The organism is Pseudomonas sp. 1, assembly GCF_056626735.1.
The window spans coordinates 116,616-142,988 of the sequence record NZ_JBWXMQ010000008.1; the positions used below are offsets into that span (position 1 = coordinate 116,616).

At 60.6% G+C, this 26,373-nt stretch carries 27 protein-coding genes; 15 read left to right on the forward strand and 12 right to left on the reverse strand.

What is annotated here, in order from left to right:
- Positions 1-22 precede the first annotated feature (22 nt).
- A complete protein-coding gene (locus tag AC1MDC_RS14000; RefSeq protein WP_085700324.1) occupies positions 23-427 on the reverse strand; it encodes a RidA family protein in 405 nt (134 codons plus the stop codon).
- Between the two features lie 134 nt (positions 428-561).
- Here AC1MDC_RS14000 and AC1MDC_RS14005 point away from each other — a divergent pair, with 134 nt between their 5' ends.
- Complete coding sequence (locus tag AC1MDC_RS14005; RefSeq protein WP_480393183.1) at positions 562-1,509, forward strand: LysR family transcriptional regulator; 948 nt, start codon at positions 562-564, stop codon at positions 1,507-1,509.
- 174 nt (positions 1,510-1,683) lie between these two features.
- A complete protein-coding gene (locus AC1MDC_RS14010) occupies positions 1,684-2,739 on the forward strand; it encodes a radical SAM protein (RefSeq protein ID WP_256579470.1) in 1,056 nt (351 codons plus the stop codon).
- Here AC1MDC_RS14010 and AC1MDC_RS14015 read toward each other — a convergent pair.
- Complete coding sequence (locus AC1MDC_RS14015; protein ID WP_085700321.1) at positions 2,721-3,608, reverse strand: LysR substrate-binding domain-containing protein; 888 nt, start codon at positions 3,606-3,608, stop codon at positions 2,721-2,723. The two genes, AC1MDC_RS14010 and AC1MDC_RS14015, sit on opposite strands and share 19 nt — an antisense overlap.
- Positions 3,609-3,745: 137 nt before the next feature.
- Here AC1MDC_RS14015 and AC1MDC_RS14020 point away from each other — a divergent pair, with 137 nt between their 5' ends.
- The 4 genes from AC1MDC_RS14020 to AC1MDC_RS14035 are packed head-to-tail and all read left to right on the forward strand — an operon-like array spanning position 3,746 to position 7,982.
- The gene (locus tag AC1MDC_RS14020; RefSeq protein WP_480393184.1) at positions 3,746-4,798 is read left to right on the forward strand and encodes an agmatine deiminase family protein; all 1,053 of its coding nucleotides are present in this window, start codon (positions 3,746-3,748) and stop codon (positions 4,796-4,798) included.
- Between the two features lie 3 nt (positions 4,799-4,801).
- Positions 4,802-5,710: an N-carbamoylputrescine amidase gene (gene aguB / locus AC1MDC_RS14025; RefSeq protein WP_480393185.1), complete on the forward strand. Its 909-nt coding sequence runs from the start codon at positions 4,802-4,804 to the stop codon at positions 5,708-5,710.
- A 1-nt stretch (position 5,711) separates the two neighbouring features.
- Complete coding sequence (locus tag AC1MDC_RS14030; RefSeq protein WP_480393186.1) at positions 5,712-6,815, forward strand: extracellular solute-binding protein; 1,104 nt, start codon at positions 5,712-5,714, stop codon at positions 6,813-6,815.
- A 48-nt stretch (positions 6,816-6,863) separates the two neighbouring features.
- Positions 6,864-7,982 (forward strand): agmatine deiminase family protein, encoded by a 1,119-nt coding sequence (locus AC1MDC_RS14035; RefSeq protein WP_085700317.1) that lies wholly within the window; start codon positions 6,864-6,866, stop codon positions 7,980-7,982.
- 9 nt (positions 7,983-7,991) lie between these two features.
- On the opposite strand, the gene AC1MDC_RS14040 is transcribed toward AC1MDC_RS14035, so the two are convergent.
- From AC1MDC_RS14040 to AC1MDC_RS14055, 4 genes are all read right to left on the reverse strand, one after another.
- The gene (locus AC1MDC_RS14040) at positions 7,992-8,654 is read right to left on the reverse strand and encodes a glutathione S-transferase family protein (protein WP_085700316.1); all 663 of its coding nucleotides are present in this window, start codon (positions 8,652-8,654) and stop codon (positions 7,992-7,994) included.
- A gap of 32 nt (positions 8,655-8,686) precedes the next feature.
- The gene (locus tag AC1MDC_RS14045; RefSeq protein ID WP_085700315.1) at positions 8,687-9,094 is read right to left on the reverse strand and encodes a RidA family protein; all 408 of its coding nucleotides are present in this window, start codon (positions 9,092-9,094) and stop codon (positions 8,687-8,689) included.
- A 24-nt stretch (positions 9,095-9,118) separates the two neighbouring features.
- Positions 9,119-9,613 carry a PaaI family thioesterase gene (locus tag AC1MDC_RS14050; protein ID WP_480393187.1) on the reverse strand — a complete coding sequence of 165 codons (495 nt, stop codon included), beginning with the start codon at positions 9,611-9,613 and terminating at the stop codon, positions 9,119-9,121.
- A gap of 113 nt (positions 9,614-9,726) precedes the next feature.
- The gene (locus tag AC1MDC_RS14055) at positions 9,727-10,011 is read right to left on the reverse strand and encodes a FecR/PupR family sigma factor regulator (protein ID WP_480393188.1); all 285 of its coding nucleotides are present in this window, start codon (positions 10,009-10,011) and stop codon (positions 9,727-9,729) included.
- Positions 10,012-10,225: 214 nt separating this feature from the next.
- Here AC1MDC_RS14055 and AC1MDC_RS14060 point away from each other — a divergent pair, with 214 nt between their 5' ends.
- Positions 10,226-12,136 (forward strand): tyrosine-protein phosphatase, encoded by a 1,911-nt coding sequence (locus tag AC1MDC_RS14060; protein WP_480393189.1) that lies wholly within the window; start codon positions 10,226-10,228, stop codon positions 12,134-12,136.
- Positions 12,137-12,164: 28 nt separating this feature from the next.
- Here AC1MDC_RS14060 and AC1MDC_RS14065 read toward each other — a convergent pair whose 3' ends face one another.
- Both AC1MDC_RS14065 and AC1MDC_RS14070 read right to left on the reverse strand, forming a co-directional pair.
- Complete coding sequence (locus AC1MDC_RS14065) at positions 12,165-13,091, reverse strand: helix-turn-helix transcriptional regulator (protein ID WP_480393252.1); 927 nt, start codon at positions 13,089-13,091, stop codon at positions 12,165-12,167.
- A gap of 171 nt (positions 13,092-13,262) precedes the next feature.
- A complete protein-coding gene (locus AC1MDC_RS14070) occupies positions 13,263-14,939 on the reverse strand; it encodes an MFS transporter (protein ID WP_085703740.1) in 1,677 nt (558 codons plus the stop codon).
- 432 nt (positions 14,940-15,371) lie between these two features.
- Between AC1MDC_RS14070 and AC1MDC_RS14075 the strand changes: the two genes are divergently transcribed.
- A complete protein-coding gene (locus AC1MDC_RS14075; protein ID WP_480393190.1) occupies positions 15,372-15,791 on the forward strand; it encodes a hypothetical protein in 420 nt (139 codons plus the stop codon).
- 28 nt (positions 15,792-15,819) lie between these two features.
- Positions 15,820-16,044, forward strand: a complete 225-nt coding sequence (locus AC1MDC_RS14080; RefSeq protein ID WP_480393191.1) for a hypothetical protein — start codon at positions 15,820-15,822, stop codon at positions 16,042-16,044.
- Positions 16,045-16,152: 108 nt separating this feature from the next.
- Here the strand turns inward: AC1MDC_RS14080 and AC1MDC_RS14085 are convergent, their stop codons facing one another.
- A complete protein-coding gene (locus AC1MDC_RS14085) occupies positions 16,153-16,536 on the reverse strand; it encodes a DUF6124 family protein (protein ID WP_480393192.1) in 384 nt (127 codons plus the stop codon).
- A 457-nt stretch (positions 16,537-16,993) separates the two neighbouring features.
- Between AC1MDC_RS14085 and AC1MDC_RS14090 the strand changes: the two genes are divergently transcribed.
- The 4 genes from AC1MDC_RS14090 (at position 16,994) to AC1MDC_RS14105 (ending at position 20,981) form a co-directional block, all read left to right on the forward strand.
- Positions 16,994-17,425 (forward strand): DNA methylase, encoded by a 432-nt coding sequence (locus AC1MDC_RS14090; protein ID WP_480393193.1) that lies wholly within the window; start codon positions 16,994-16,996, stop codon positions 17,423-17,425.
- On the forward strand, positions 17,422-18,153 hold the full coding sequence (locus tag AC1MDC_RS14095; protein WP_480393194.1) for a DUF72 domain-containing protein: 732 nt from the start codon (positions 17,422-17,424) through the stop codon (positions 18,151-18,153). Before AC1MDC_RS14090 ends, AC1MDC_RS14095 begins: the two co-directional genes overlap by 4 nt.
- A 101-nt stretch (positions 18,154-18,254) precedes the next feature.
- Entirely contained in the window at positions 18,255-18,635 is a 381-nt protein-coding gene (locus tag AC1MDC_RS14100; protein ID WP_007955413.1) for a RidA family protein, read from the forward strand.
- A 357-nt stretch (positions 18,636-18,992) separates the two neighbouring features.
- Positions 18,993-20,981, forward strand: coding sequence for a peptidase U32 family protein (locus AC1MDC_RS14105; protein ID WP_085700417.1), 1,989 nt, complete (start codon positions 18,993-18,995; stop codon positions 20,979-20,981).
- A gap of 60 nt (positions 20,982-21,041) precedes the next feature.
- Here the strand turns inward: AC1MDC_RS14105 and AC1MDC_RS14110 are convergent, their stop codons facing one another.
- Positions 21,042-22,352, reverse strand: a complete 1,311-nt coding sequence (locus AC1MDC_RS14110; protein ID WP_234204968.1) for an MFS transporter — start codon at positions 22,350-22,352, stop codon at positions 21,042-21,044.
- 464 nt (positions 22,353-22,816) lie between these two features.
- Between AC1MDC_RS14110 and AC1MDC_RS14115 the strand changes: the two genes are divergently transcribed.
- A complete protein-coding gene (locus tag AC1MDC_RS14115) occupies positions 22,817-23,842 on the forward strand; it encodes a GlxA family transcriptional regulator (protein ID WP_085703776.1) in 1,026 nt (341 codons plus the stop codon).
- Positions 23,843-23,863: 21 nt separating this feature from the next.
- On the opposite strand, the gene AC1MDC_RS14120 is transcribed toward AC1MDC_RS14115, so the two are convergent.
- Both AC1MDC_RS14120 and AC1MDC_RS14125 read right to left on the reverse strand, forming a co-directional pair.
- Entirely contained in the window at positions 23,864-24,928 is a 1,065-nt protein-coding gene (locus AC1MDC_RS14120; protein ID WP_480393195.1) for an alpha/beta fold hydrolase, read from the reverse strand.
- A 210-nt stretch (positions 24,929-25,138) separates the two neighbouring features.
- A complete protein-coding gene (locus AC1MDC_RS14125; RefSeq protein ID WP_007955366.1) occupies positions 25,139-25,333 on the reverse strand; it encodes a PLDc N-terminal domain-containing protein in 195 nt (64 codons plus the stop codon).
- A gap of 167 nt (positions 25,334-25,500) precedes the next feature.
- Between AC1MDC_RS14125 and AC1MDC_RS14130 the strand changes: the two genes are divergently transcribed.
- Positions 25,501-26,337: an AraC family transcriptional regulator gene (locus AC1MDC_RS14130; protein ID WP_085703745.1), complete on the forward strand. Its 837-nt coding sequence runs from the start codon at positions 25,501-25,503 to the stop codon at positions 26,335-26,337.
- The last annotated feature ends 36 nt before the right edge of the window (positions 26,338-26,373 follow it).

Sequence of the window (26,373 nt, forward strand, 5' to 3'; positions counted from 1 at the left end):
TGCAAATCGATGCGATGTCAGGTCATTCCGGCAGTTTGGCAATCACCTTGATCTCGAATTGAAACCCGTATAGCCACGTCACGCCGACCGCTGTGATGGTCGGATGCGGCGCTTCACCCCAGAACTCCGGCACCACTTCCCAGATGGTTTCAAACGTGGATTGCGGGTCGACCATGAACACCGTCACGTCCACCACGTCGTCGAAACTGCCGCCAGCCGCGCCCAGAATGGCGTTGAGGTTGGTGAAGGCCAGTCGCACCTGTTGCTTGAGATCAGGTTCCGGCGAACCGTCCTCAAGGCTGCCGACCTGGCCGGAAACGAACAGAAATCCGTTGGAACGAACCGCCGGCGAATAGCGATTGCGTTCGTACAGGGCATGGCGTCCAGGTGGGAAAACCACGTCGCGTTTTGGTTGGGCACGGGTCATGAGGTGTCTCCTTCAATGGGTTGAAAACCTGCGATGGAGAAACTTTAGGGGCTTGCGCTGACACGATAAACGCGCAACCTTGGCGTTCACTGTTTGCAAATCCCAAACAATCGAACCGCTATCAGAGGTGGGGTATGGACCGTTTTGATGCGATGCAAGCCTTCGCCCGTGTCGTGGAGGCGGGCAGTTTCACCAAGGCCGCCGAAACCCTGCACATGAGCAAGACCACCGTGACTCAGCTCGTCCAGCAACTGGAGGCGCGGCTGCGAGTGAAGCTACTCAACCGCACTACGCGCAAGGTCAACGTTACCGCTGACGGTGCTATTTACTACGAGCGGGTTGTCAGATTGCTGGCGGACCTGGAAGATGCTGAAACCGGTCTTAACCAGGCTTCTGTGGCGCCCCGCGGGCGGTTGCGGGTGGATGTGCCGAGCCCGCTGGCGCGCCTGATCCTGATACCGGCGTTGCCGGACTTTCACCGGCGTTATCCGGACATTCAGATCGACATGGGTGTCAGTGATCGCATCGTCGACATCATCGATGAAAACGTGGACTGCGTGGTGCGCGGCGGCGAGTTGCTGGATCAGTCGCTGATGGCCCGTCGGGTTGCCGATCTGCAACTGGGGGTATTTGCGGCGCCGAGCTATCTGGCGCGCGCCGGCACTCCTGCGCATCCGGCGGAGCTGGAAGACACGCAGCATCGGGTGGTGGGATTTCTCTGGGCGCGCACCGGCAAACCGGTGCCTTACGCCTTGCGCAACGCCAACGAGTCTCTCCTGATCAAGGGCCGGCATGTGCTGGCGGTCGATGATGGCAACGCCTATCTGGCGGCCGGCCTTGCCGGTCTGGGTGTGCTCTGGCTGCCTCGCTACATGTCGGCTGAACATGAGGCACGGGGTGAGCTGGTGGCGCTGTTCGAAGATTGGGATCTTGAGCCGATGCCGCTGTACGTCGCGTATCCGCCGAACCGGCATATCAGCCAAAAGCTGCGGGTATTTATCGATTGGATCGTGGAGTTGATGGCCGAGCATGCCAATGGCCCGGAACTTGCTCGCTGCGCTCCCGGACTGTCAAATAAATAGCGAATAACGGCAATCACAACAGTCGACAGTCTGGATGCACCGCTATTCACACATGGAGCGTCACCCGCAATGAACATGTACATCGATATTGTCGGCGCGTGCAATTTGAGCTGCCCTTCGTGTCCGATGGGGAACTCGGAAAACGTCAACTTCAAAAAAGCCATGCAAGTTGACATGTTCAGGAAGATTGTCGAGAAGGCTCGAGGCGAAGGAGTCGAGTCGATCTTTCTGTATAACTGGACCGAGCCGTTGATCCATCCGCGAATCGGTGAGTTTGTCGAAATCATCAACGCGGCCGGTTTGCGCAGCGGTATCAGTTCCAATTTGAATCTGGCAAAAAACATGGAGACGGCGATGCTCGCCAATCCATGGTTTTTCCGCATCTCGCTGTCCGGGTTTTATCAGCAGACGTACGAACAAGGGCATGTGGGCGGTGACATCGAAGTCGTCAAGGCCAATATGATCAAACTGCATGAACTCAAGCAGCAACATGGCTTGAACACGCGGATCGAGGTCTATTACCACCGCTACCTGGACAACATGGAAGAAGAAGGGCTGATGCGCGAATTCAGCCAGCGTCTGGGCTTCGAGTTCTCGACAGGTTATTCCGTGATGATGCCGCTGGAGAAAACGCTGGCGCTGATCGAGCGTGACCCGTCGGTAACCGACACCGATCGCGAAACCTTGCAGCGGCTCGCGCTGCCGCCCTACGACGATCTGGTCAATCTGGTCCGCCATTACCCGCAGCAGGCCTGCACGCTCAAGGATGACTGGCTGGTGCTCGACTGCAATGGCAACACCATCCTGTGTTGTTCCATTTTCAATCAGACCGAATATCAGGTCGGCAAATATCTCGACATGCCGCTGGCGCAATTGACCGAACGCAAGTCCACTCAGTCGAACTGCATCGACATGTGCAATCGCTGCGCGAACAACGGATTGCACATCTACTCGGCGCACTCCAATCGGGGGCCTCTGGAGAGTCACGCCGTCAACCGGATCATCGACTTCCAGCGGCACACGATCATGGGCGTGCCGGTCGACAGCCACAAACTTGGTCGCAATGGCGAAGTCAGTGCCGAGAACTTCGACGAAGCGCAATACCTGCATATGAACCAGGACGTCAAAAACGCGATTTCCACCGGGGCATTCACCAGCGGTTATCAGCACTACGTTCTGTTCGGTCGGCTGGAAGGCCGGCTCGGCGCAGGTCATTTCACGACGGTCTGAGCCTGCAGGTCGGGTTCTGCCAGTCGAGTTGACAGCCATTGACTGAAACTTCGCGCCATCGGGTCATTCTCGCTGTCGCGATGGGTCAGCATCGCCCAGTTCGGGCCGCGTATGGTGTCGTCCACCAAGGGCTGCAACAGCCCGTCGGCCCGGGCCTTACGGCTGAGTAACTGACTGACCAGCGCAATCCCCAGACCTGAGCAAGCCGCATCCAGCAACAGGCCCGGATCAGAGAAATTCAAACCCTGATCCTGCTGGCCGACATCGATTCCCGATTCCACCGCCCAATGGCTCCAGTCCATTTCCCGCTCGCCGTGCAGCGTTGTCCGCTGCGCGCCCGGTACGCCCAGCAGGCTCGGATGACACGCCGGATAGAGCCGATCAGCGTGCAGCACCTTGAAGCTGCATTCAGCCTGGGAACTGATGTCGTCGCGCACGGCGATGTCGATGGTTTGTGTCGCCATGTCCGGCACTTCGTCGGTGCTGAAGATCCATAGATCGACCTGCGGGTGCTGTTGTCGGAAATCCGCCAGACGCGGCAGCAACCAGTGCCGGGCAAACGCCGGCGTGGTGTTGAGCACCAGTTGATTGGGCTTCTGGTATTGCCCCAGCCGCCGAATGCCCACCGACAGTTGCTGCAACATCGCCTGAGTGGTGCTGAGCAGGTCGTGGCCGGCGTCGGTCAGGGCGACGCTGCGCCCGCGGCGGAAAAACAGCGGCTGCTCCAAGTACGCCTCAAGGCTGCGGATCTGCTGGCTGATGGCCGACTGCGTGAGGCTCAGTTCCTCGGCGGCCTTGTGAAAGCTGCCCAATCTTGCAGCGGCTTCGAAGCCGCGCAATGAACTGAGGGGTGGCCAGTGTTTCAGCATGATCGATAAGTTCCTCTAATCAGTTTTCCGCTAAATCCATCGTTTGTTTGCCCTTCAGGCCGCCATTAGCATGCACGTCAACGCCGCCAAGGCTGTTTTCATTGAACACAATGGCTTAACTCAGAGGGCTTTTTACCATGCAGCAGAACAAAAACAACAACAGCGGTTGGATGATGCCGGCAGAGTGGGTGACGCACGCGGCGACCTGGATGGTCTGGCCCCACAACAAGGCCCTGTGGGAGTCTGGCTGGCGCGTGACCCTGCCGTTGGTGCAGGAAGATTTCGCCCGCGTTGCCAATGCCATCGCCCGGTTCGAACCGGTAAAAATGGTCGTCGATCCGTCGGCCATTGCCAGCGCCAGAGCCTTGTGCGGGCCGAACATCGAACTGATCCCGCTGGCGGTCAACGACAGCTGGTGCCGCGACTCCGGTCCGAGCTTCGTCGTTCATCCTGAGCAAGGTCTGGCCGGGGTGAGCTGGCGCTTCAACGCCTGGGGCGGCAAGTCGGCCCACGAGTTGGACGAAAGTCTGGCCCGTCGCGTGCTCAATCACCTGGGCGGCGAGTGCTTCGGCACGGCGCTGAGCAACGAGGGCGGCGCGATTCACGTGGACGGCGAGGGCACCTTGATCACCACCGAATCGGTGCTGCTCAATCCCAACCGCAACCCCGGCGTGAGCAAGGCCGAGATGGAGGAAATCTTCAGCCGCCTGCTTGGTGTGAAGAAAACCATCTGGCTGCCGGGCGATCCGGATTACGTTACCGGCGACATGACCGATGGCCACGTCGATGGCGTCTGCGCCTTCGCCCGTCCCGGTGTGTTGCTGGTGGACGCGACTCACGATCGCAGCTCGGTGTACGCCGAAGTCGTGCGGGAAAACCGCCGTGCACTGGAACTGGCGACCGACGCTCAGGGCCGCCAATTCGAGTTGATCGAGCTGTACGAAGCCACCGATGCGGTGGACACCGAAGCCGAAGTGTTCTGCGCCTCGTACACCAACTTCTACATTGCCAACGGCGCGATCATCATGCCGGCGTACGGCATCGAGGCCGACCATGTCGCGGCAGAAACCCTGGCCAAGGCGTTCCCGGGCCGCGAAGTGGTGCCGGTGCGGATCGATCATCTGGCCCATGGTGGCGGCGGTGTGCACTGCATCACCCAGCAACAGCCAGCCTGGCCGGTGGAGGGTTGATCGATGACGATGCTCAAAGTCGCCACCACCCAGATGCCGTGCACCTGGGATCTTAAAAGCAACCTCGACCGCGCCGAGCAACTGGTGCGTGAAGCGGCGGCGCAGGGCGCGCAAGTGATCCTGTTGCAGGAGCTGTTCGCCACGCCGTATTTCTGCATCGAGCAGAGCCACCACCATATGGCGCTGGCCGAGGAGTACCGCGACAGTCAGGTGCTGTCGCGTTTCGCCGCGCTGGCCCGTGAACTGGGCGTGGTGCTGCCGCTGAGCTGGTACGAGAAGGCCGGCAATGCCTACTTCAATTCCCTGAGCGTGGCCGATGCCGACGGGCGCCTGTTGGGCGTGTACCGCAAGACCCACATCCCCAACGCCATCGGCTATCAGGAGAAGGAGTATTTCAGCCCCGGCGACACCGGTTTCAAAGTCTGGGACACCGCGTTCGGCCGCCTCGGCGTGGGCATCTGCTGGGATCAGTGGTTCCCGGAAACCGCCCGCTGCCTGGCGTTGATGGGCGCTGAAGTGCTGCTGTTTCCGACCGCCATCGGCTCGGAACCGGGCTGCGCGGATCTGGATTCGCGCGACCACTGGCAGATGACCATGCGTGGCCACGCCGCCGCAAACCTGTTGCCGGTGATCGCCTCCAACCGTGTTGGCCGCGAAGTGGCGGGTACCGATGCGGCGCTGCAAATGAATTTCTACGGCTCGTCGTTCATCTGCAACCACAAGGGAAAAATGCTCGCCGAAGCCGACCGCGCCAGCACCGGCGTGCTGGTGCAAAGCCTGGATCTGTCGGCCATGCGCGAAGAGCGTCTGAGCTGGGGTATCTATCGCGACCGGCGTCCGGAAATGTACGGCGCGTTGTTGAGCCAGGACGGCCGTCACCTTCACGCTCGCTGGAATCCTCAAGGAGTCTGATATGCACACCTCACACAAGTGGTTGCTGGGCGCTCTGGGTCTGGTGCTGGCCGGTTTGATGCCGGCCGTGCACGCCGAAGACAAGACATTGCGGCTGTACAACTGGGCGGATTATTTCGCCGAAGACACGCTGACAAAGTTCACCGCCGAAACCGGGATCAAGGTGATCTACGACGTGATGGACGGCAGCGAAACCCTGGAAGCCAAGATGCTCTCCGGTGGCAGCGGCTACGACCTGATCTTCCCCGGTGACACCGTGGCTGAACGCCTGATGCGCGCCGGCAGCCTGTTACCGCTGGATCCTTCGAAAGTCGCGGCGATCAACGACATCGAACCGGGCCTGCAAAAACTGCGCAGCCATTACGAGCATTCAAACAAGGTTACGGTGCCCTACACCTGGGGCACCATCGGCCTGACCTACAACGCCGAGCAGATCAAGCAGCGCATGGCCGATGCGCCGGTCAACAGCCTCGACATGCTGTTCAAACCGGAGTTGGCGGCCAGGTTCGCCGATTGCGGAATCTCGATGATCGACTCGCCGGACGAAGTGCTGGCCGTGGTGCTCAATTATCTGGGGCGCGATCCGCGCAGCGCCAAGCCGGCGGATCTGGCAGCGGCCAGTGACTTGCTGATGAAGCTAAGGCCGTACATTCGCAAGTTCCAGTCGCAACCGGTGACCGATCTGGTCAACGGCAACCTGTGCCTGTCCCTCGGCTACAGCGGCGACATGACCCAGGCCCAGCGCACCTCGGACAGCGCCGGCAAGCAGACCCGCTTCCAGTACCGCGTTCCCCGCGAGGGCACCACGGTATGGATGGACACCATGGCCATTCCGGTCGATGCCAGACATCCGGAATACGCTTACGCGTTCATCAACTTCGTGATGCGTCCGGAGAACATGGCTGCGATCAGCAATTTCACCGGTTACCCGACCTCCAACGCCAAGGCCCGGCCAAGCGTGGATGAGGCGATGCGCAACAACCCGGACATCTACCTCGACGATGCGACCTATGCTCGTCTGATACCGGGCAAGGATATTCCCCAGGCTGACATGCGCGCCCGCATGCGCACCTGGACCAAGTTCAAGACCGCCACTGCCAAGTGATTTTTCCGGGCCGCTTCGGTGGCCCCCTTACACATCAGGAACGTACACATGCCGACTCGTCGCGAGTTCATCAAACAGGTTTCAGTCGCCGCCGGCGTAGGCGCTGCCGTCATGGGCCTCGGCCTGTCACCGGCACGCGTGCTGGCGGCCAGCGAAGGTCGCTGGTTCATGCCCGACGAAGGCGACAAGCACGAACGCGCCTACATGGCCTTCGGCGCGCAGGACGCAATCTGGGAAGACTTCACCGAAGACGTCCAGGAAGCGCTGGGCCGGATCGCCCGTGCCATCGCTCGCTACGAACCGCTGACCATCTACTGCCGCAGCAGCGAACGCAGCCTGGCGGAAGAGATTTGCGGCACGTCCAACATCACCTACCAGATCGCCAACCTCGACGACATCTGGATGCGCGACATCAGCGCCAATTTTGTCATCGATGACAAGAACGGCCTGGGCGCAGTGGACTTCAACTTCAGCGGCTGGGGCAACAAGCAGCAGCACTCGAAGGACGCGAAGATCGCCAAACGTGTAGCGCAAGACGCGCAAGCAACCTACATCCGCAGCGAACTGGTGGGCGAGGGCGGCGGCATTGAAGTCGACGGCCACGGCACCGCGATCATGACCGAAAGTTGCTGGGTCAACGAAAACCGCAACCCCGGCTGGAGCAAGGCTGATGTCGAGGCGGAACTGAAAGCGCGCCTCGGTTTGCGCAAGATCATCTGGCTGCCGGGCATCAAGGGCAAGGACATCACCGATGCCCACGTCGATTTCTACGCGCGCTTCGTCACGCCCGGCGTGGTGATCGCCAACCTCGACACCGACCCGCGTTCCTACGACAACAAGGTCACGCTGGCGCACCTGGAAATCCTGAAAAAGGCCACCGACGCTGACGGTCGCCCGTTGCAGATCCACACCGTATCGCCACCGCTGAAACCGCGCAGCACCAAATTCAACAAGGACAACGACGACTTCGCGGCCGGTTACATCAACTACTTCGTGATCAACGGCGCGGTGATCGCCCCGGAGTTTGGCGACAAGGACGCCGACAAGAAAGCCTTCGACCTGCTGAAAAAACTCTACCCGAACCGCGACGTGGTGCAGATCAACATCGACGCCATCGCGGCCGGCGGTGGCGGCATTCACTGCGTGACCAGTCACCAGCCGGCGTGAGGCCGTTCCTCAGCGAAACCGTTGGGGAAGCGCTTCAGCAAAGGGATAGAAGTCAAACCAGGGTCTGGCTTCGTCGATCACCTGGCTGAAAGACGGGCGCTGTACCAGTCGCTCGAAATAGGCGCCGAGGCGAGGGCGGTCGGCGCCAAACGGCACCAGCGTACTGGCGTAGAACAGCGCCGGGCTGGCCGAGCAATCGGCCATGCTGTAGTCCGGGCTGGCGATCCATTGATGGGTCGCCAACTGGTTTTCCAGCATGTCGTAGGCGGTGTTCAGCAAGGTGCGCTGGCTGCTCAGGTCGGCGTTTCTGCTGTGGATGCGGTCGGCGACGATCTGCGACATCGGCGTCATCACGTAGTTGTCGAAGAAACGGTCCCAGAGTCGAACCTGCAGCGCGGTGTCCCAATCGTCGGGGATCAAGCGGCCTGCTCCGGCGTGATAGCGGTCCACGTATTCGATGATCACGCTCGACTCCGGCACGTTGCGCTGGCGGGCGCGGTCCTGCAGCACCGGGAACTTGACCAATGGCCACAGCGCCCGCAACTCGGCCCGCTCGGCTTCGCTGGACAGGTCGATCAGGCGTTTTTCGAAGGCGATGCCGTGTTCGTACAGGGCAATCAGGGCTTTGTGGCAGTAGGACGACAACGGATGGTAGTAGAGGGTCAAGTCCATGGTTCAACGCCTCGCGGAGATAGTGAAAAACACTACACAGGTATAGCCCGCCTGCGCACTGCCACACATTTGATTTCCACCAGCAGACCCGGATGGGCCAGTTCGCTGACGCCGATGCAGGTCCAGGCGCAGAAGCCTTTGGGGAATACGCGGTTCTTCACGTCACGAAACACCGGCATATGTTGGCTCATGTCGACGTGATAGGTGGTCATCTCTACCACATCGTTGAAGGTGCAACCGCCGGCCTTCAACACCTCGTCGAGGTTTTCCCAGGCGCGAACGAATTGCTGCTCGGGGTCTTCGATGACTTTCAGATCTGCCGTGCGGCCTACCTGACCGGCGCAGTAAAGCGTATCGCCGACCAGCACCGCCGGGGCGTAACCGGCGCGTTCGACGATGGGTTTCATGGATTCGGGGATGATGATTTTGCGATCGGGCATGCTGTTCTCCTTCAGTGACAGATCTCAGCGACCATGGGCGGCCGCTGCCAACTGCTCGGTATCGACCCGAACAAACACCGAATCACCCACCGCCGTCAGCACATCCCCGGCGTAGACCTCGCAGATAACCCGGCTCTTGCGCCCGACTTCGCCTTCGACTTTTGCCTTCAATGTCAGCGGTACGCCCATGGGCGTCGGCTTGATGAATTTGATGCCAAGGTTGCCGGTGACGCAGTTGATGCGCGGCAGGCTTTCGGCTTCACGGCCTTCGGCGCGGTAGTGGTAAGCCATCGCCGTCCAGTTGGAATGGCAGTCGACCAGCATCGCGATCAAACCGCCGTAGACCAGCTCCGGCCAGCCGCAGTATTTGGCCTCGGGCACATGCTCGGCCATGACGTGCACGCCATCCTCGTGCCAGAAACTCTTGATGTGCAAGCCGTGCGGATTGCTGCTGCCGCAGCCGAAACAGACGCCGTCGGGGGCGGCGGTGTCTTGCAGGGAGGTGTCGAGGGTGGACATGCCGGGGTCATCCTTAAACTGTTAGCCGAACCGGGCGGATTCTAACCCTGAATCAAGGACAAGGCGTTGCCCCGAGTGACGCCGTCTGCTGATAAGTCGATCCCGGCCTGATGCTAGTTGCGCTGCGCCAGGTTGCGTTGAAACTCTTCGAAGCTGCACGGCAGCGTCGTGGCCTTGCGTTTTTTCGACTTGTCTTGCTCGTCGGGCAATTGATCGCTCAATTCCCAGACCTCAAGCATCTTCGCGTACTCGAAGGCGTGGCGCGGGCTGCTCTGAATCCAGTGCTGGAAGGCCTGGCGTTCGTCAGGTGTGCAGGTTTCGTCTTGCAGACGCAGGCACCAGTGCGCTGCCTGATTGAGGATTTCATCGTCGGCGTCTTGAGGGCTTTGGAGGTTCATTGACTGCTTCCAGGATGGCCGGAGAGGGCACTTTAACCTGCCTCTTGCAAAAAAAACGTCAAAGTTCGACAGGGATTTAGCCTGCCTGACGGACAAAATGCGCGTCCGCCGGACAGATCGCGCCGCCATTTACGCTTTTCGAGGTTTTGCCATATTCAGTCACATCTCGTTGTAGATAGTGGGCAGCCCAACCGGTTTCCAATGAGGCTGCATCGTGTTTCCACGTCTTCTGTGTTCGCTGTCCGTGTTGAGTCTGTCCATTGCCGCCGCCCACGCGGCCACCCTTGATACCCCGCGCCTGCAGGGCATCGACAACTTCCGCGATGTCGCCGGTATCACCACGGCCTACTCCACGACCCATGACGGCACGATGCGCGCCGGTGTGTTCTACCGCTCCAACGCGCTGACGCCGACGGCCTCGGATCTGACAGCCCTCAACGGTCTGGGGATCAAGGCCGTTTATGACCTGCGTACGCCCAGCGAAATCGCCGGTACGCCGGACACGATGATCAGCGGCGCGACTTACCAGAACATCGACATCATCGGCGCCACCACCTCGGGCGCGAACATCACCACGGTCTCGTTCAAGAGCGCAGCCGATGCGATAGCGATGATGCAGGAGACCAACCGCGCCTTTGTCAGCGACGCCGGCATGCGCGGTCAGTTGGGCGTGCTGTTCAATGAACTGGCGGGCGTCGACGGTGCCGCGATGTTCCATTGCACCGCCGGCAAGGACCGCACCGGCTGGACGGCCGCCGTGTTGCAAAGCATCGCCGGGGTGGACAACACGACGATCATGAGCAACTACCTGGCGACCAACGACTACACCGCCGCCCGCGTGGCCAAGACCCTGGCGATGATGCCGCCGAGCATGGCCGCGATCTACGCGCCGCTGCTGGGCGTGGAAGCCAGTTATCTGCAAGCGGGCCTGGATCAGGTGGCCGCGCAATACGGCAGCATGGACAACTACCTCAAGCAGGGCCTGGGTCTGTCCCAGGAAACCATTTACGTGCTGCGCGGCAAAATGGTCGAGTACAACAGCCTGCCGGGTCAGGCCGGCCTGATCGGCAACGCCGCTGCCGGCGCGCAACTGTTGCAGGAGTTGCAGAACAGCAAACTGTCGGGCACCTACAGCGCCTACAACTACTACCTGCAATCGGCCATCGACGCAGGCACGCTTGGCGGTGTCGAGTCCACGGTCGGCGGTCAGGTACACGCCGATGCGGCGAGTTACCTGTTGCGTCAGAACGCGATGATCGAGCAGGCCGCCGCGCCATTCGCCAGCGGTACCGACCTCAAGGTCGGCCAATACCGTTTGTGGAGCACCGCGCTCGCCGGTTATCTGGGCACCGACGGTTCGGCCCATGCGCAAAGCAGCAACGAACACAGTCAGGGCCTGATGGTTGGCGTTACTCAGCGCTTCTCCGAACAGCTCAGCGCGCGCGGCGGGATCGGTTACAGCAAAGGTTCGGTGGGTGGCGCAGGTGGCGAGGCCGATACCGATTTCACTTTCCTCGACATCGGTGCGCGTTATGGCTTCACCAGCCTTGAACGTGGCCTGTTTGCCGATGCCAACCTCAGCGCCGGTTACGTCGATTACGACAGCAAACGCGACCTCGGCGGCGGTCTTGGCTCGGCGAAGGGCGACACTCACGGCAACCTCAGCGGCGCCACGCTGGCGCTGGGTTATCGCCTGCCGATGAACGGTGTGGTTCTGGAGCCGAGCCTCGGCGTGCGGGTCAGCCGTCTGGACCTGTCGGGCTTCCAGGAAAAGGGCAGCGAACTGGCCCTCGACGTCGACAGCCTCCAGCAAACCCGCCGCAGCGCCGTGGCCAATCTCGACGTCTCGTTCGCCCCGATGCCCATGGGCGCGTGGCAACTGGTGCCGGGCATGCGGGTCGGTTACGAGCGTGTGCTGGGCGATCATCAGGTCGACAGCGAAGGCCATTTGTTGGGGCTGGATATCGAACAGCGCGCGGCGTTCGACAACCGCGATCAGTTCAGTGGCGGCGTCAACCTGATGGCCAACCTCGGAGCCCTGAGCCTGGGTGCCGAAGTCGGCGCCAGCGGTGGAGGCGACAGCCACGGTTTCAGCGGCGCTCTCAAGGCCAGCTATCAGTTCTGATCAACCACAGGTGAAGAAAAGGACTGCCTCAGCGCAGTCCTTTTCGCATTTCTGCGGGGCTCACACCGTAGGCATCCTGAAAGTACTGGCAGAACCGGCCGACGTTGCTGAATCCGTATTGCAGGGCCACGTCGGTTACGGATGACGATTGGTCTTGCTTCAACATTTCGCAGGCACGCTCCAGCCTGACCTGGCGTTGGTAAGCGACAATCGAGGTGCCGACAAAGCGCCGGAAACCTTCCTGCAAGGCCCGCAGGCTGACGTTGACCAGCCCCGCCAGATCCGTCCCGCTGACCAGTTGTTCGGGATGCGACTGAATGTACTCGATGGCCTGTTTAACATGCCGAGGGGCAATCTGCGCCTCGGGGCGGCGCAAGGCTTCGCTGAAATTGTGCGGCCAGGCTTCCAGCACGGCGTCCACCAGCATCTCCCGCAGGCGCGATGGCATCAGCGAACCGGCGTTCAACAACAGGTCGAATTCGGTGCCGGTGGCCAGGTCGATCAATGCGCGAATGCCCTGAAACGCCGGGCTGTTCAGATCCACCCTCGGCTCGAAATGCAGCTTGTGCACGATCGGCCGTCCTAGCAGCGACGACAGGCGTCCGGTGAGCGCGGCGCGGCTGATCGACATGCCGTGCTGGGCATGATTGTCGACGAAGCGCATCGAGCGCAGATCCGCCTTGTCGATGGCCAGCCCGATGTGCGGCAGGCCCAGGGATTCGGCGGAGTCGTTGAAGATGATCCGGCCGGCGGTGGGAATCACGAAGGTGATTTCGTCGTAGGGCTCGGGGAACGCCACCGTGAAATCGCCCCGGTAATGCATGCGTCGGAAACTGACCCCGTCGTGCCGCCCGTACACGCCACCGATGATGATGTCCTTGGGCGGTGGCGGTGTGTCGCCGTAACGATTGCCGAACATACGGGAGAACAACGTGCCGAAGTCGTCGCAGGACATATCGGCGGATCTGAGGATGATGGTCTGGCGCGTCGGGCTTGAGGACACCGGGAAGGTCACCTTGGCAGTCGGAGCAAAGAGGCGCGAGGACGTTAGCAACCAACAATGACGCCGATGTGACAACGCTCGATGCTGTGCGTGGCGCTATGCACAGCATCGAGCGGAGTCGGGTCAGGTGTGATGAATCTCCCGATCCTTGGTCTCCGGCAAGAAGAAGATGCCGAGAATCGCCGTCATCACCGCGATGACAATCGGGTACCACAAGCCGTAGTAGATATCCCCGGTGGCCGCGACCATCGCGAACGCCACGGTCGGCAGGAACCCGCCAAACCAGCCGTTGCCGATGTGGTAGGGCAGCGACATCGAGGTGTAGCGGATGCGCGCCGGGAACAGCTCGACCAGCCAGGCCGCAATCGGGCCGTAGACCATGGTCACGTAGATCACGAGGATGGTCAGCAGGAGCAAGACCATCGGGTAATTGGTCTTGGCCGGATCAGCCTTTTCCGGATACCCGGCTTCTTTCAGCGCGGTGCCGAGGCTGGCGGTGAAGGCATCGTTGCGGGTCTTGAAGTCGGCGGCCGGCAGGGCCGTGCCTTCGAAACTTTCGATGACTTTATCGCCGATGCGCACCTGAGCCACGGTACCCGGTTCCGCCACTACGTTTTCGTAAGGGATCGCCCGTTTGGCCAGGATGGTCTTGGCCAGATCGCAGGAACTGGTGAATTTGGCCTTGCCCACCGGATCGAACTGGAACGAGCACTGGTCAGGGTTGGCGATCACTTTGACCGGGTTCTTCTCCTGGGCGACGAACACGTCGGGGTTACCGTACTGGGTCAGCGCGTGGAAGATCGGGAAGTAGGTCACCGCCGCCAGAATGCACCCGGCCATGATGATGCCCTTGCGCCCGATGCGGTCGGACAGGCTGCCGAAAATCACGAAGAACGGCGTGCCGATCAACAGCGAGCCGGCGATCAGCAGGTTGGCGGTCTGCGGGTCGATCTTCAGGGTTTGCAGCAGGAAAAACAGCGCGTAGAACTGCCCGGTGTACCAGACGACCGCTTGGCCGGCGGTACCGCCGAGCAGGGCCATGATCACGATTTTCAGGTTGTCCCAACGGGCGAAAGATTCGGTCAGCGGCGCCTTGGAGTGTTTACCTTCTTCCTTCATTTTCTTGAACACCGGTGATTCGTTCAGCTGCAAACGGATGTACACCGACACTGCCAGCAGCAGGATCGACAGCAGGAACGGAATCCGCCAGCCCCAGGCCTCGAATGCCTCGGTGCCCAGCGCGGTGCGGCAGGCCAGAATCACCAGCAGCGAGAGAAACAGCCCCAGCGTCGCGGTGGTCTGAATCCACGACGTGAAATACCCGCGTTTGCCCTTCGGTGCATGCTCGGCCACATAAGTCGCCGCACCGCCGTATTCACCGCCCAGCGCCAGACCTTGCAGCAGCCGCAGGGTAATCAGAATGATCGGCGCCGCGACCCCGATGGTCGCGTAACCCGGCAGGAAACCCACAATCGCCGTCGACACGCCCATGATCACAATCGTGATCAGAAACGTGTGCTTGCGCCCGATCATGTCCCCCAACCGCCCGAACACCACCGCACCAAACGGCCGCACTGCAAAACCGGCGGCGAAGGCGAGCAGGGCGAAGATGAACGCCGTGGTCTCGTTGACCCCGGCGAAGAAGTGCTTGGCGATGATCGCGGCGAGCGAGCCGTAGAGATAGAAGTCGTACCACTCGAATACCGTGCCTAAGGATGAAGCGAAGATGACCTTGCGTTCCTCTCGGCTGACGCTGTGGTGCGGGGCACTGCCGGTGGACATGCTGTCGAGTACGGCCATGGGGGTTCTCCGTCGTGCTTGTTTTTGTAGGCCGGAGCACTTCATCAACGTCGCGTACCCGAGGCCTCTGGCGGATGCCGGATCAGGTGTTTCGTGGAGCGTGCACAGAATCACCACCCCGCGGGAGGGCGGGGTTTCTTTGAGCATAATTGGGATTGGGGGGATATCCAGTGGCGGTGGTGGAGGGGGGCAGTGACGGAGAGGGTTTGGTTGGTTCGGGTAGGGAATGAGTTAAATGAGTCTGCGTCTCCGTAGTCTCTTATGGTTATTCAGAATATCGCTTGTACTGAATAAGTATTAAAAACTGTCATTTCTGTCAGGTGTGATAGTGGCTGTTTGTGCTGATACTTTGCTTGGTAAAGGGAGATAAAATAAATCTGTCCCCTTTGTTTGCTCAATGTTTGCTCAATGAAATTTACAGGGAAGAATATTATGAATGTCACACTGGCAATGCTTATGACTGGAGTTGCTGCTCTTGTTTCGTGCGCCACCGCTACTGCCGCGCTTAATCGACAATGTTATACCGATATTCAATATGATGAAAGGGAAGGTCGGGAGGTCGGTATTGAAAAGCCAATTCATATCGATATCCAAAGACCAAGCCAGGGAGTCATTGGGCAGACGGCCACCTATGATGCCAGTGCATCAAAAACACCCAGTGGAAGTATAAATTTTACATGGTCGGCAAGATCAGGGGGGCTGACATTCAGTTCATATGATCAGGCTGTTATACAAGTTACTCCTTCGGGTGGTCCTAATGGTCTTAATGTCTTCACTCGGCTCGTTGTATCAGATCCGGTTTGTGGGTTTAGTGAGCAAACGGAATTTAATGTAAATTATGCTGCTCAGTAAGTAAAAAGGTAAAGTGAGGAGAATGATCATGGCACGTGAAGAGGGCAAGAGATATTCAAGCATTACTTTGTCGGGTTATGGAAGCGAGCAAGAGGCTAGAGACAAATTTTCGAGAAAATATCAGCGGGTGCCTGTGGAAGTGGTAAGGCAAGGTTCAGATTATGTGGTTTATTTTGAAGATGGGAACGGGGAGATATATTCACGGAAAGGTACTGATCGCTTCTTAGGCGGTATTACAGATATATATGAATAAATCAAATAAATCAATAAATCAATAAATTAAATCAAAAGGGGACAGATTTATTTAATCGTCCCCTTTTGATGTTAAATGCTGGCGTAAATAAGACTTTGCCGCTGCGGCTTATTCCGTCGGCACGACGTTATCCAGCACCTGATTCACCGCCAGTTCCGCCAGCATCACGATCTGCGCGATGCCTTGCGCGGTCTTGCGGTGGGGGCCTTCGAGGAGGTCGACGAAGTTGTTGAGCATGACGTTGGCCGAGCCGAGGGTTTCGACGGCGTCGGCGAGCAGGGATTCGTTGTTGCTGGTCGGGTTGGCCATGTAGAGGCGGTTGGGGTAGTAGGGCGCGGCCATCATGTGAGCTGTCATCGGGCCGAGGTGGTAGTCGAGGGCGCGCTTGGCGGCTTCGTTGAATTTCTTCGAGTCAGGGCTTTCGTAGGGGGAAGTTGGGTCGGTGATGCTGGCCGGTTCGGTGACCGGGGGATTCGGAGTTATTTTGAACATTGGCTCTAACCTCTCTAAGGAGTGAGGCTGCAACCATCTCGCTGCTAAACGAATTAGGGTGGCAGCTGCGCGCAGGTTAGCAGACCGATGAGCCAAGCAATCGGCGCACCCGAAGGTGCCCTGCGCACAGCCACCATCAAGCTCAGAGATAACTGATTTGATAGAGGCTTGTACGGCTTGACTCGACGGGCTGCTAAACCCGATCACTGCGAATCAGTGACCCGATCCAAGTTACCGGCCGACCCCAAGGCGCACAAGCCGGCGGATTCTGGCGTAGCCGTAGGCTCTGGCGCAAGGATTTGTAGGCATCCGGAAGCATTCAGACATGCCTTTAAACGGCGCGCTCCAAACCTGTTTATCAATAATCACCCGACGAGGAAAACCCTGACGCTTTACGCCCCAAAGCCATTCGTCGCCCGCCCCGCACTCATCACGCCGACGCTCGCTCAAAAGCTGCATGACCAAAACCATTAATGCCGAAGACTTGCATATTCGCTTCCACCCGTTGAGCGAATCAGCCCTGTTCAAATGGCTGATCGCCAGTTTCCTGATGGGCAAACGAATCCAGGCCGAGATTGCCGCCGAAGCCTACCGAGTCATCGTCGACCAACACCAGCGTGATACGCCGCGCAAACTCGGCCACTGCACTCACCGCGAACTGGTGCGGATGCTCGGCCAGGCGCATTACGTGCGTTACGACGAAACCACCGCCGAGCGACTGCTGGCGCTGGCTGCCAAATTGAATGACGAGTACGCCGGGCGGGTCATGAACATGGTCGAGGCGAGCGCCGACCGTCAGGACTTCGAAAAGCGTTTGCAAGCCTTTGACGGCATCGGCCCGAAAACCGTGGAAATCTTCATGCGTGAAGCGGGCAAGGTGCTGTTTTGAGTGCGTCGTCGATCTTCATTGGTTGTGCGGGTTGGAGTCTGCCTCGCGAATACTGGCCGTCATTCCCCGAGCAGGGCACCCACCTGCAACGCTATGCCGCACACCTCAATGGCGTGGAAATCAACAGCTCCTTCTACCGTCCGCACCAACGCCAAACCTACGTCCGTTGGGCCGAGTCAGTGCCGGACAGATTTCGCTTTTGCGTGAAAATGCCCAAGTCGATCAGCCATGAGCGGCGCCTGCGGGACTGCGAGCGTGAGCTCGACGCATTTCTTGAACAGTGCTCGGGGCTGGGCGATCGCCTGGGATGCCTGTTGCTGCAGTTGCCGCCGTCGCTGGCGTTTGACGAGCCGATTGCCGAGGCGTTTTTCATCGCGTTGCGCCAGCGTTATTCCGGGGCCGTGGTGTTGGAGCCGCGCCACGAAACCTGGGCCGCCGCCGAGCTGTTGTTGATGGCATATCGCATCGCGCAAGCGGTGGTTGATCCCTCGCGGATCAGCGCCGATGCGGCTCCGTGCGGCTGGCCGGGCGTGCGCTACTGGCGGCTGCATGGCTCGCCGCGCATTTATTACAGCCCCTATGACCCGGCTTATCTGGACAGGCTCGCCGGCGATTTGCGGGTGGCGGCTGTCGATGGCGTCGACACCTGGTGCATCTTCGACAATACCGCCAGCGGCGCGGCAATCGGCAATGTGTTGGAGCTGCGGCGGATACTGGCGCACGGCTGACCCGCGATGTCTGGTCTTCCAACCGGCGAGTGTGTCTGTAAACTGGCCGCCCGAAACGGCGCGCGATGGCGCCGCCCTCACTGCCAGCGAAGGACTTTCCCATGGCCAACCAAGACATCACCTACACCCCGGACCCGGATGCAGACTCGATCTCTTCGGACGTGACCGAATTCAACGGCATCCTGATGTCGACCCAGATTCCGACCCGCGCCGACGGCAGCCTGGAACTGGGCGACGTCACTGCGCAAAGCGAATGCACGTTGCAGGCGCTGAAAGTGGCGCTGGAAAAGGCCGGCAGCTCGATGGACCGCGTGCTGCACCTGACCATTTACCTGACCGATATGGCTGATCGCGCTGCGTTCAACGAAGTGTACAAGCGCTACTTCGCCAAGCCATGGCCGGTGCGTGCGGCGGTGGGCGTGGCGGCGCTGGCGGTTGAGGGGATGAAGGTGGAAGTGACTGCGATGGCTGCGAAGGCTTGACCCCGTAATGATCGTTCCCACGCTCCGCGTGGGAATGCCTCAAGGGACGCTCCGCGTTCCAGCTCTGGAAGGGACGCGGAGCGTCCCGGGCTGCATTCCCACGCAGAGCGTGGGAACGATCTGTGACGCCGGGCGTGGGAGTGCCTCAACGGACGCTCCGCGTTCGGCTCTGGAAGGGACGCGGAGCGTCCCGGGCTGCATTCCCACGCGGAGCGTGGGAACGATCGGTGACAGTCCGCGTGGGAGCGATCTGATCGTGACGGGTTGAAAACAGCCACCCGGCAGCACAGGCGTGCCGGCCACGCGTTTCGCGGCTACAATGCGCGCCTCGACCGTGACAGCCTGACTAAAAACTATATGTCCTTGCCCAAACATCACCTGGAACTGCTCAGCCCCGCCCGTGACGTGGCCATCGCCCGTGAGGCCATCCTGCATGGCGCCGACGCGGTGTACATCGGCGGCCCGAGCTTCGGGGCGCGCCACAACGCGTGCAACGAGGTGAGCGAAATCGCCGAACTGGTGGAATTTGCCCGTCGCTATCACGCGCGCATCTTCACCACCCTCAACACCATCCTGCACGACAACGAACTGGAGCCGGCGCGCAAGCTGATCCATCAGTTGTACGACGCCGGCGTCGATGCGCTGATCGTCCAGGATCTGGGCGTGATGGAACTGGACATTCCGCCCATCGAGCTGCACGCCAGCACCCAGACCGACATCCGCACCCTTGAGCGGGCGAAGTTCCTCGATCAGGCCGGTTTCTCGCAGCTGGTACTGGCCCGTGAACTGAACCTCAAGGAAATCCGCGCAATTGCCGATGAAACCGATGCCGCCATCGAGTTCTTCATTCACGGCGCGTTGTGCGTGGCGTTCTCCGGTCAGTGCAACATTTCCCATGCGCAGACCGGGCGCAGTGCCAACCGTGGCGACTGCTCCCAGGCCTGCCGTCTGCCGTACACCCTGAAAGACGAAAAGGGTGGCGTGATCGCCTACGAAAAACATCTGCTGTCGATGAAGGACAACAACCAGAGCGCCAACATCCGCGCGCTGGTCGAGGCCGGTGTGCGTTCGTTCAAGATCGAAGGTCGCTACAAGGACATGGGCTATGTGAAGAACATCACCGCCTATTACCGCCAGCGCCTCGACGACGTGCTCAACGACCGTCCGGACCTGGCCCGTGCTTCCAGCGGCCGCACCGCGCATTTCTTCCTGCCGGATCCGGAAAAGACCTTCCACCGTGGCAGCACCGACTACTTTGTCAGCGAGCGCAAGATCGACATCGGCGCGTTCGATTCGCCGACCTTCACCGGTCTGGCGGTGGGCACGGTCGAGAAAGTCGGCAAGCGTGACATGCAGGTCATCACCCACGAGCCGCTGTCCAACGGCGACGGTCTCAATGTGCTGGTCAAGCGCGAAGTGGTGGGTTTCCGCGCCAACATCGCCGAAGCCAAGGGCGAGTTCGAGGAAGAAGGCGAGAAGCGCTACCGCTACCGCGTCGAGCCGAACGAAATGCCGGAAGGCCTGTACAAGCTGCGCCCGAACCACCCGCTGAACCGCAACCTCGACCACAACTGGCAGCAGGCCTTGCTCAAGACCTCGGCCGAGCGTCGTATCGGCGTGAGCTGGCTGGCGAAGCTGCGTGAAGAGCGTCTGGAACTGACCGTGACCAGCGAAGAGGGCATCAGCGCCAGCGTCGCGCTGGACGGCCCGTTCGGCGTCGCCAACAAACCGGAACAGGCGCTGGAAACCTTGCACGACCTGCTTGGCCAGCTCGGCACCACCGAGTACCACGCGACCTCGATCAAACTCGATGCGCCGCAAGCGTTCTTCATTCCGAACTCGCAGCTCAAGTCGTTGCGCCGCGAAGTGATAGAAGCGCTGACCGCCGCCCGCGTTGCCGCCCATCCGCGCGGTTCGCGCAAGGCCGAGACCACGCCACCACCGGTGTACCCGGAGGCGCATCTGTCGTTCCTGGCCAACGTCTACAACCAGAAGGCTCGCGACTTCTACCATCGCCACGGCGTGAAGCTGATCGACGCGGCATACGAGGCCCACGAAGAGGCGGGCGAAGTGCCGGTGATGATCACCAAGCACTGCCTGCGGTTCTCCTTCAACCTGTGCCCGAAACAGGCCAAAGGCGTGACCGGCGTGAAAACCAAAGTCGCGCCAATGCAGCTGATTCACGGTGATGAAGTGCTGACCCTCAAGTTCGACTGCAAGCCGTGCGAGATGCACGTGATCGGCAAGATGAAGGGCCACATCCTGAACATGCCGCAGCCGGGCAGTGTGGTGGGACATATCAGCCCTGAAGACCTGATGAAGACCATTCCTCGGGCTCCACATTGATTAGCAGGCAATAAAAAACCGGTGACGAAAGTCACCGGTTTTTTTATGCCTGCCAGAAACTCAACTGGCTTCGTAGCGCGATCCCGTTGGCGGCGCTGCTTCGCCACTCAACGCATCGACCATCGGCGGATGGTCCTGCGCCGCTTGACGCAAGTCTTCGGTCACCCGCAGCTCGGCGCCAGTTGGCGAGAACGTTGCTGCCGCCGCAAACGGCGCCGGGTTGGCCGGCACCGGACGCTTGCCACGGCGCCAGAAGAAGAACGTCACCATGGCCAGGTTGACCAGCGCAAAGGCCCAGAACAGCCCGGTTTCGCCGTGGGCGTTCATCGCTGGCGAGATCAGCAGCGGGCTCATCGCCGAGCCCAGCGAGTTGATCAGCAGCATGCCCTGAATCATCGGCACCAACGTTTCGACCGGCGCGCGGTCGGCCGCGTGACTGACCGCAACCGGGTACAACGCGAACACGCCGCCACCCAGCAGAAACAACATTGCCGCAAGCAGGGCCGAGGACAGCGGTACCAGCACGATCACCAGCGACAGCACGGTGCACGCGGCACACAGCACGGTCAGCACCTGCAGGCGATCCTTGCGGTCGGACCAGCGCCCGACCGGGTATTGCAGCAGCATCGCGCCGAGGATCGTCCAGGCCATCATGCTGCCGACTTCGCCGACGTTCAGGCCGATGCGTTGCAGGTACAGCGGCAGCAGAGTGTAGATAGCCGCGATGGTCACACCGGAGCCGAAGCAGCCGACCAGACCGGTGGGCGATACGCCCAGCAGCGCCCGTGGTTTGAGCGGTTCGACCTGTTCCAGCAACGGAGAAACACGCGGCAGGATCACGATCGGCAATACCGACAGGGTCGCGAGCATGCCGGCGACCATGAATGGCGCGGTATCGCCCAGCCCGGTGATTTTTCCCAAAAACGCCTGACCCAGCACGCCGGCGCCGTAGAGGACGATCATGTACAGCGCCAGCAGACGCCCGCGAATCTTCGCGTCACCGGCCAGCAGCAGCCAGCTCTCGATCACCAGAAACACGCCGACCGTGGCCCAGCCGTTGATCAGACGCAGGACGACCCAGCCCCAGGTGTCATAAAACAGCCCTTGCAGCAGGATGGTCGCGGCGATCAGCGAGGCGAAGCTGCTGTAGGCGCGGATGTGGCCGATGCGCAGGATCAGGCGATCGTTGAAGATCGCGCCGAGGGTCAGGCCGATGAAATAGGCCGAGGACACGATGCCGATCATCGTCGCCGATTCGCCGGCCGCGCCCAGGCGCAGAGTGGTCAAAGAAGACAGAAAGCCGTTGCCCAAAGCAACAATGAATAGCCCGAGCAGGGGCGCCAGCGCCATGGCCAGCAAACGCGGTGTCATAAAAACCTCAAGTGATCGAACAGCGGAACGTGCGCCTCTGCGCATGCGAGTGCCAAGCCGAAGTGTGTTGAAGACAAACGACCGCCGAACGGGCAGGACGATTGAGCCTGGCGCACTTCGTGAAAGTGGCCGGCTGTTCAAACCTGAGGGTTGTCATGGCTGCGGGCAGGCGCCGGTCGGGCGACTGCAAGAGGAGGCGCGATTTTAAGCGTTGTCTGGCGTTTGCCAAGATGCTGGCCCTGCGACGTTGGGACGCAGCCCGGCAGGGCTGGGTGATGATCGTTCCCACGCTCCGCGTGGGAATGCAGCCCGGGACGCTCCGCGTCCCTTCCAACGGCGGACGCAGAGCGTCCATGGAGGCATTCCCACGAAAAGCGTGGGAACGATCTACCTTGTGGTGCTTGCGTCGTTTGCGAGTAATTTGCTGCGGCGCCAGTTAGCATGGCGCTACAACAATGAAACCGATGGGCCACACCTTGATCGAACGACGCCAATTCAGCGGTGGCATGAAGGGCAAGAACCTTCGCTACCTGAACGAGCCCGCCAGCGGGCCGGGACACATGACCCGCACCGGGTTCGTGTTGCTGGAGCATTTTTCCCTGCCGGCCTTCACTCAGGCGCTGGACACCCTTGTCACCGCCAATCTGCTGCGCCCCGGTCTGTTTTCCACGCGCACCTTCGGCCTGAACGACGGCGAAGTGATCAGTGATCTGGGGCTGGTGATCCGCCCTGACGCGCGTCTGGAAACCAGCGTGTTGCAGGAACTGGATCTGCTGGTGATCTGCGGCGGTTACCGCACGGAATTGAAGGCGAGCGACGAGTTCATCAACCTGCTGAAAATGGCCGCCGAGGCCGGCGTGATGCTGGCCGGGTTGTGGAACGGCGCGTGGTTCCTGGGCCGGGCAGGGGTGCTGGAAGGCTATCGCTGTGCGATTCACCCGGAGCATCGGCCGGCATTGGCGGAGATTTCCAAGGCGACCCAGGTCAGCAGCGAACCTTACGTGATCGACCGCGACCGGTTGACCGCATCCAGTCCGTCCGGCGCGTTCCACATGGCACTGGACTGGATCAAGGGCCTGCACGACAAGGCGCTGGTCGAAGGCATCGAAGACATTCTGGCGTTCGAGGAATCGCGTTACCGGCGGATCAAACCGACCGAGAACCTCTGCGTCAGCGCGCCGCTGCGTGAAGTGGTGAAGCTGATGGACGCCAATCTGGAGGAACCGCTGGAGCTGGAACAACTGGCGGTGTATGCCGGCCGATCCCGGCGTCAACTGGAGCGACTGTTCAAGGAACAACTGGGCACCACGCCGCAGCGTTATTACATGGAACTGCGTATCACCGAGGCCCGGCGTCTGTTGCAACACACCGAGCTGTCCCAGGTGGACGTGCTGGTGGCCTGCGGGTTCGTGTCACCGAGTCATTTCAGCAAGTGCTACAGCGCTTACTTCGGTTATCGCCCGTCCAAAGAAAAACGGCTCGTCAAATGACGAGCCGTTCGGCGTGCCGCTTCAGAGGCGATCGGCGTCGATGATCGCCTGAGCGAAAGCTTTCGGGTCTTCCTGCGGCAGGTTGTGACCGATGCCGCCATTGATCAGGCGGAACTGATATTTGCCGGTGAAGCGTTTGGCATAGTCCTCGGGGGCCGGGTGCGGCGCGCCGTTGGCATCGCCTTCCAGTGCGATGGTCGGCACGCTGATCGATGGTGCGGTGGCGAGTTTCTGTTCCAGCGCATCGTACTGGCTTTCACCCTGCACCAGGCCCAGGCGCCAACGGTAGTTGAACACGGTGATCGCGACGTGATCCGGGTTCTGCAAGGCCTTGGCGCTGCGGTCGAAGGTGGCGTCGTCGAACGTCCATTTCGGTGACGCCAGTTGCCAGATCAGCTTGGCGAAATCATGGGTGTTCCTGGTGTAGCCCGCCTCACCACGGTCGGTGGCGAAGTAGAACTGATACCACCATTGCAGTTCGGCCTTGGGCGGCAGCGGGTTCTTGCCGGCGGCCTGATTGCCGATCAGGTAACCGCTGACCGAGACCAGCGCTTTCACCCGCTCAGGCCACAGCGCCGAAACGATGTCCGCCGAGCGCGCGCCCCAGTCGTAGCCGCCGAGCACGGCTTGTTTGATTTTCAGGGCATCCATGAAATCGATCACGTCACTGGCCAGCGCCGCCGGCTGACCATTGCGCACGGTCTTGTCGGACAGGAAATGCGTGTCGCCATAACCCCGGGCGTACGGCATCAACACCCGATAACCCTTGGCCGCCAGCAGCGGCGCCACGTCATCGTAGCTGTGGATGTCATACGGCCAGCCGTGCAGCAGAATCACCACCGGGCCATTGGCCGGGCCGGTTTCGGCGTAGGCCACGTCCAGCAGGCCGGCCTTTACATGTTTCAGCGGGCCGAAGGGCAGGTCGGCCTTGACGCTGGCGGCTTCGGTCTTGACCGGCTCGGGCGCTGCGGTTTGTGCCTGGGCGAGCGCGCCGAACTGCAGCAGCGCGGTGGCGAGCATCGACAGGCCCAGCAGGCGGCGACGGTTTTTCCCGGTGGTGACGGTGGCGAGTGGTGCGTGCTTCATGGCAAGTCTCCTTATGATCGGCGAGGGCCGGGTTCTGGCTGAACCCTTCGAATCTGGAGTCCATTAAAGGCTGGTCGCGTATCCGGGCTGTTTCCGTTTTTGTTGGCTGATGCGCGGGCATGTATCCGGGAGGCGTTCGTACACACTGCGATACAAACCCGTGGCCAACAAAAAGCCCCGAATGTTCGGGGCTCTTGCTTGCCTTGGGCTTCATGCCTGAGTGACGTGCTTGGGTCCGGCCAGCGCCCAGGCGATCAGCCCGAACAGTGGCACAAACACGATCAATACGATCCAGACACCTTTGTTGCTGGCTTTCCCCTCACTCTTGCGCACCCTGTTGATCGCCCACAATTCGATGAGCAAAAGAACGACGGCCAGTACGATCCACGTGGTTTCAAGTTGCATGGGCTACCTCCTGATGGTCATTGGCTTAGGCGGGGCATACCACTCAGGGTTCATTAAATTTGCTTGATGGTCTGCCTGGCGCACGTGCACAAATGTTCTAAACCCACCGGCAAAGTCGCGGTAACGTAGACGCCTTTGACGAACAACCACTGCTTTCGGAGCCTGGCGTGGACAAACGCAACTGGATCGAACTGTCTCAGGATGCCGACACCGGTATCGAGTCGATTCGTGCCCATTTCCAGGGCCATGCCTACGATCCGCACTGGCATGACAGCTTTCTGGTGGGCGTCACCGAGCAGGGCGTGCAGCAGTTTCATTGCCGGCGCGTGCGGCATCTGAGTACGCCGGGCAAGATTTTCATGCTGGAACCGGGGGAGATCCACGACGGGCATGCGCCGACGGAGGAGGGTTTCACCTATTCCATGCTCTACCTCGATCCACATTGGCTGGAGCGCGAATTGCGCGTGCTGTTCGAGCATGCGCCCGACAACAGCCAGCTCGGGTTCACCGATACTCTGAGCCAGGATCCGCGCCTGTCCACCGCCATCAACCAGGCCTTCAACGCCCTGCATCAGGGCGATTTGCGCATCGTGCGCCAGACCGCCATCGACACCTTGCTCGGTTCGCTGACGTCCCACCTCGACTGGCGAAAGCACCAGCCTTTCGATCCGCGCCTGCCACGAGTGGCCCAAGTGGCGCGGGACTATCTGCATGCGCACGCCTTTGAGGACATCGGGCTGGACGACGTGGCCCAGGCCTGCGGGGTTGATCGCTTTCGACTGACCCGTGCGTTCAAGGCTGCTTTCGGGTTGGCGCCACATGCCTATCTGATTCAGTTGCGCCTGGCCCGCGCCCGCCAGTTGCTGGCGCGCGGCGAAACACCCGCCAGCGTCGCCAGCGCCCTCGGTTTCGCCGATCAGAGCCATCTGGGGCGCTGGTTTCGCCGTGCCTATCACCTGACGCCGGCGGATTACCGCAAGCGCTGCTCAAACCTTCCAGACTGAACCCCGCGCAATCGCGACCATGACTTCCTGTTCTGA

What these genes read in the sequence shown, in the direction of transcription:
- AC1MDC_RS14070 (WP_085703740.1), bottom strand. Translation starts at nt 14,939, where the DNA reads ATGGCCGTACTCGACAGCATGTCCACCGGCAGTGCCCCGCACCACAGC.
- AC1MDC_RS14105 (WP_085700417.1), top strand. Translation starts at nt 18,993, where the DNA reads ATGTCCTTGCCCAAACATCACCTGGAACTGCTCAGCCCCGCCCGTGAC.
- AC1MDC_RS14055 (WP_480393188.1), bottom strand. Translation starts at nt 10,011, where the DNA reads ATGAACCTCCAAAGCCCTCAAGACGCCGACGATGAAATCCTCAATCAG.
- AC1MDC_RS14075 (WP_480393190.1), top strand. Translation starts at nt 15,372, where the DNA reads ATGAATGTCACACTGGCAATGCTTATGACTGGAGTTGCTGCTCTTGTT.
- AC1MDC_RS14000 (WP_085700324.1), bottom strand. Translation starts at nt 427, where the DNA reads ATGACCCGTGCCCAACCAAAACGCGACGTGGTTTTCCCACCTGGACGC.
- AC1MDC_RS14115 (WP_085703776.1), top strand. Translation starts at nt 22,817, where the DNA reads ATGGGCCACACCTTGATCGAACGACGCCAATTCAGCGGTGGCATGAAG.
- AC1MDC_RS14005 (WP_480393183.1), top strand. Translation starts at nt 562, where the DNA reads ATGGACCGTTTTGATGCGATGCAAGCCTTCGCCCGTGTCGTGGAGGCG.
- AC1MDC_RS14010 (WP_256579470.1), top strand. Translation starts at nt 1,684, where the DNA reads ATGTTCAGGAAGATTGTCGAGAAGGCTCGAGGCGAAGGAGTCGAGTCG.
- AC1MDC_RS14020 (WP_480393184.1), top strand. Translation starts at nt 3,746, where the DNA reads ATGCAGCAGAACAAAAACAACAACAGCGGTTGGATGATGCCGGCAGAG.
- AC1MDC_RS14080 (WP_480393191.1), top strand. Translation starts at nt 15,820, where the DNA reads ATGGCACGTGAAGAGGGCAAGAGATATTCAAGCATTACTTTGTCGGGT.
- AC1MDC_RS14050 (WP_480393187.1), bottom strand. Translation starts at nt 9,613, where the DNA reads ATGTCCACCCTCGACACCTCCCTGCAAGACACCGCCGCCCCCGACGGC.
- AC1MDC_RS14045 (WP_085700315.1), bottom strand. Translation starts at nt 9,094, where the DNA reads ATGCCCGATCGCAAAATCATCATCCCCGAATCCATGAAACCCATCGTC.
- aguB (WP_480393185.1), top strand. Translation starts at nt 4,802, where the DNA reads ATGACGATGCTCAAAGTCGCCACCACCCAGATGCCGTGCACCTGGGAT.
- AC1MDC_RS14030 (WP_480393186.1), top strand. Translation starts at nt 5,712, where the DNA reads ATGCACACCTCACACAAGTGGTTGCTGGGCGCTCTGGGTCTGGTGCTG.
- AC1MDC_RS14065 (WP_480393252.1), bottom strand. Translation starts at nt 13,091, where the DNA reads ATGTCCTGCGACGACTTCGGCACGTTGTTCTCCCGTATGTTCGGCAAT.
- AC1MDC_RS14100 (WP_007955413.1), top strand. Translation starts at nt 18,255, where the DNA reads ATGGCCAACCAAGACATCACCTACACCCCGGACCCGGATGCAGACTCG.
- AC1MDC_RS14120 (WP_480393195.1), bottom strand. Translation starts at nt 24,928, where the DNA reads ATGAAGCACGCACCACTCGCCACCGTCACCACCGGGAAAAACCGTCGC.
- AC1MDC_RS14125 (WP_007955366.1), bottom strand. Translation starts at nt 25,333, where the DNA reads ATGCAACTTGAAACCACGTGGATCGTACTGGCCGTCGTTCTTTTGCTC.
- AC1MDC_RS14085 (WP_480393192.1), bottom strand. Translation starts at nt 16,536, where the DNA reads ATGTTCAAAATAACTCCGAATCCCCCGGTCACCGAACCGGCCAGCATC.
- AC1MDC_RS14110 (WP_234204968.1), bottom strand. Translation starts at nt 22,352, where the DNA reads ATGACACCGCGTTTGCTGGCCATGGCGCTGGCGCCCCTGCTCGGGCTA.
- AC1MDC_RS14040 (WP_085700316.1), bottom strand. Translation starts at nt 8,654, where the DNA reads ATGGACTTGACCCTCTACTACCATCCGTTGTCGTCCTACTGCCACAAA.
- AC1MDC_RS14090 (WP_480393193.1), top strand. Translation starts at nt 16,994, where the DNA reads ATGACCAAAACCATTAATGCCGAAGACTTGCATATTCGCTTCCACCCG.
- AC1MDC_RS14035 (WP_085700317.1), top strand. Translation starts at nt 6,864, where the DNA reads ATGCCGACTCGTCGCGAGTTCATCAAACAGGTTTCAGTCGCCGCCGGC.
- AC1MDC_RS14015 (WP_085700321.1), bottom strand. Translation starts at nt 3,608, where the DNA reads ATGCTGAAACACTGGCCACCCCTCAGTTCATTGCGCGGCTTCGAAGCC.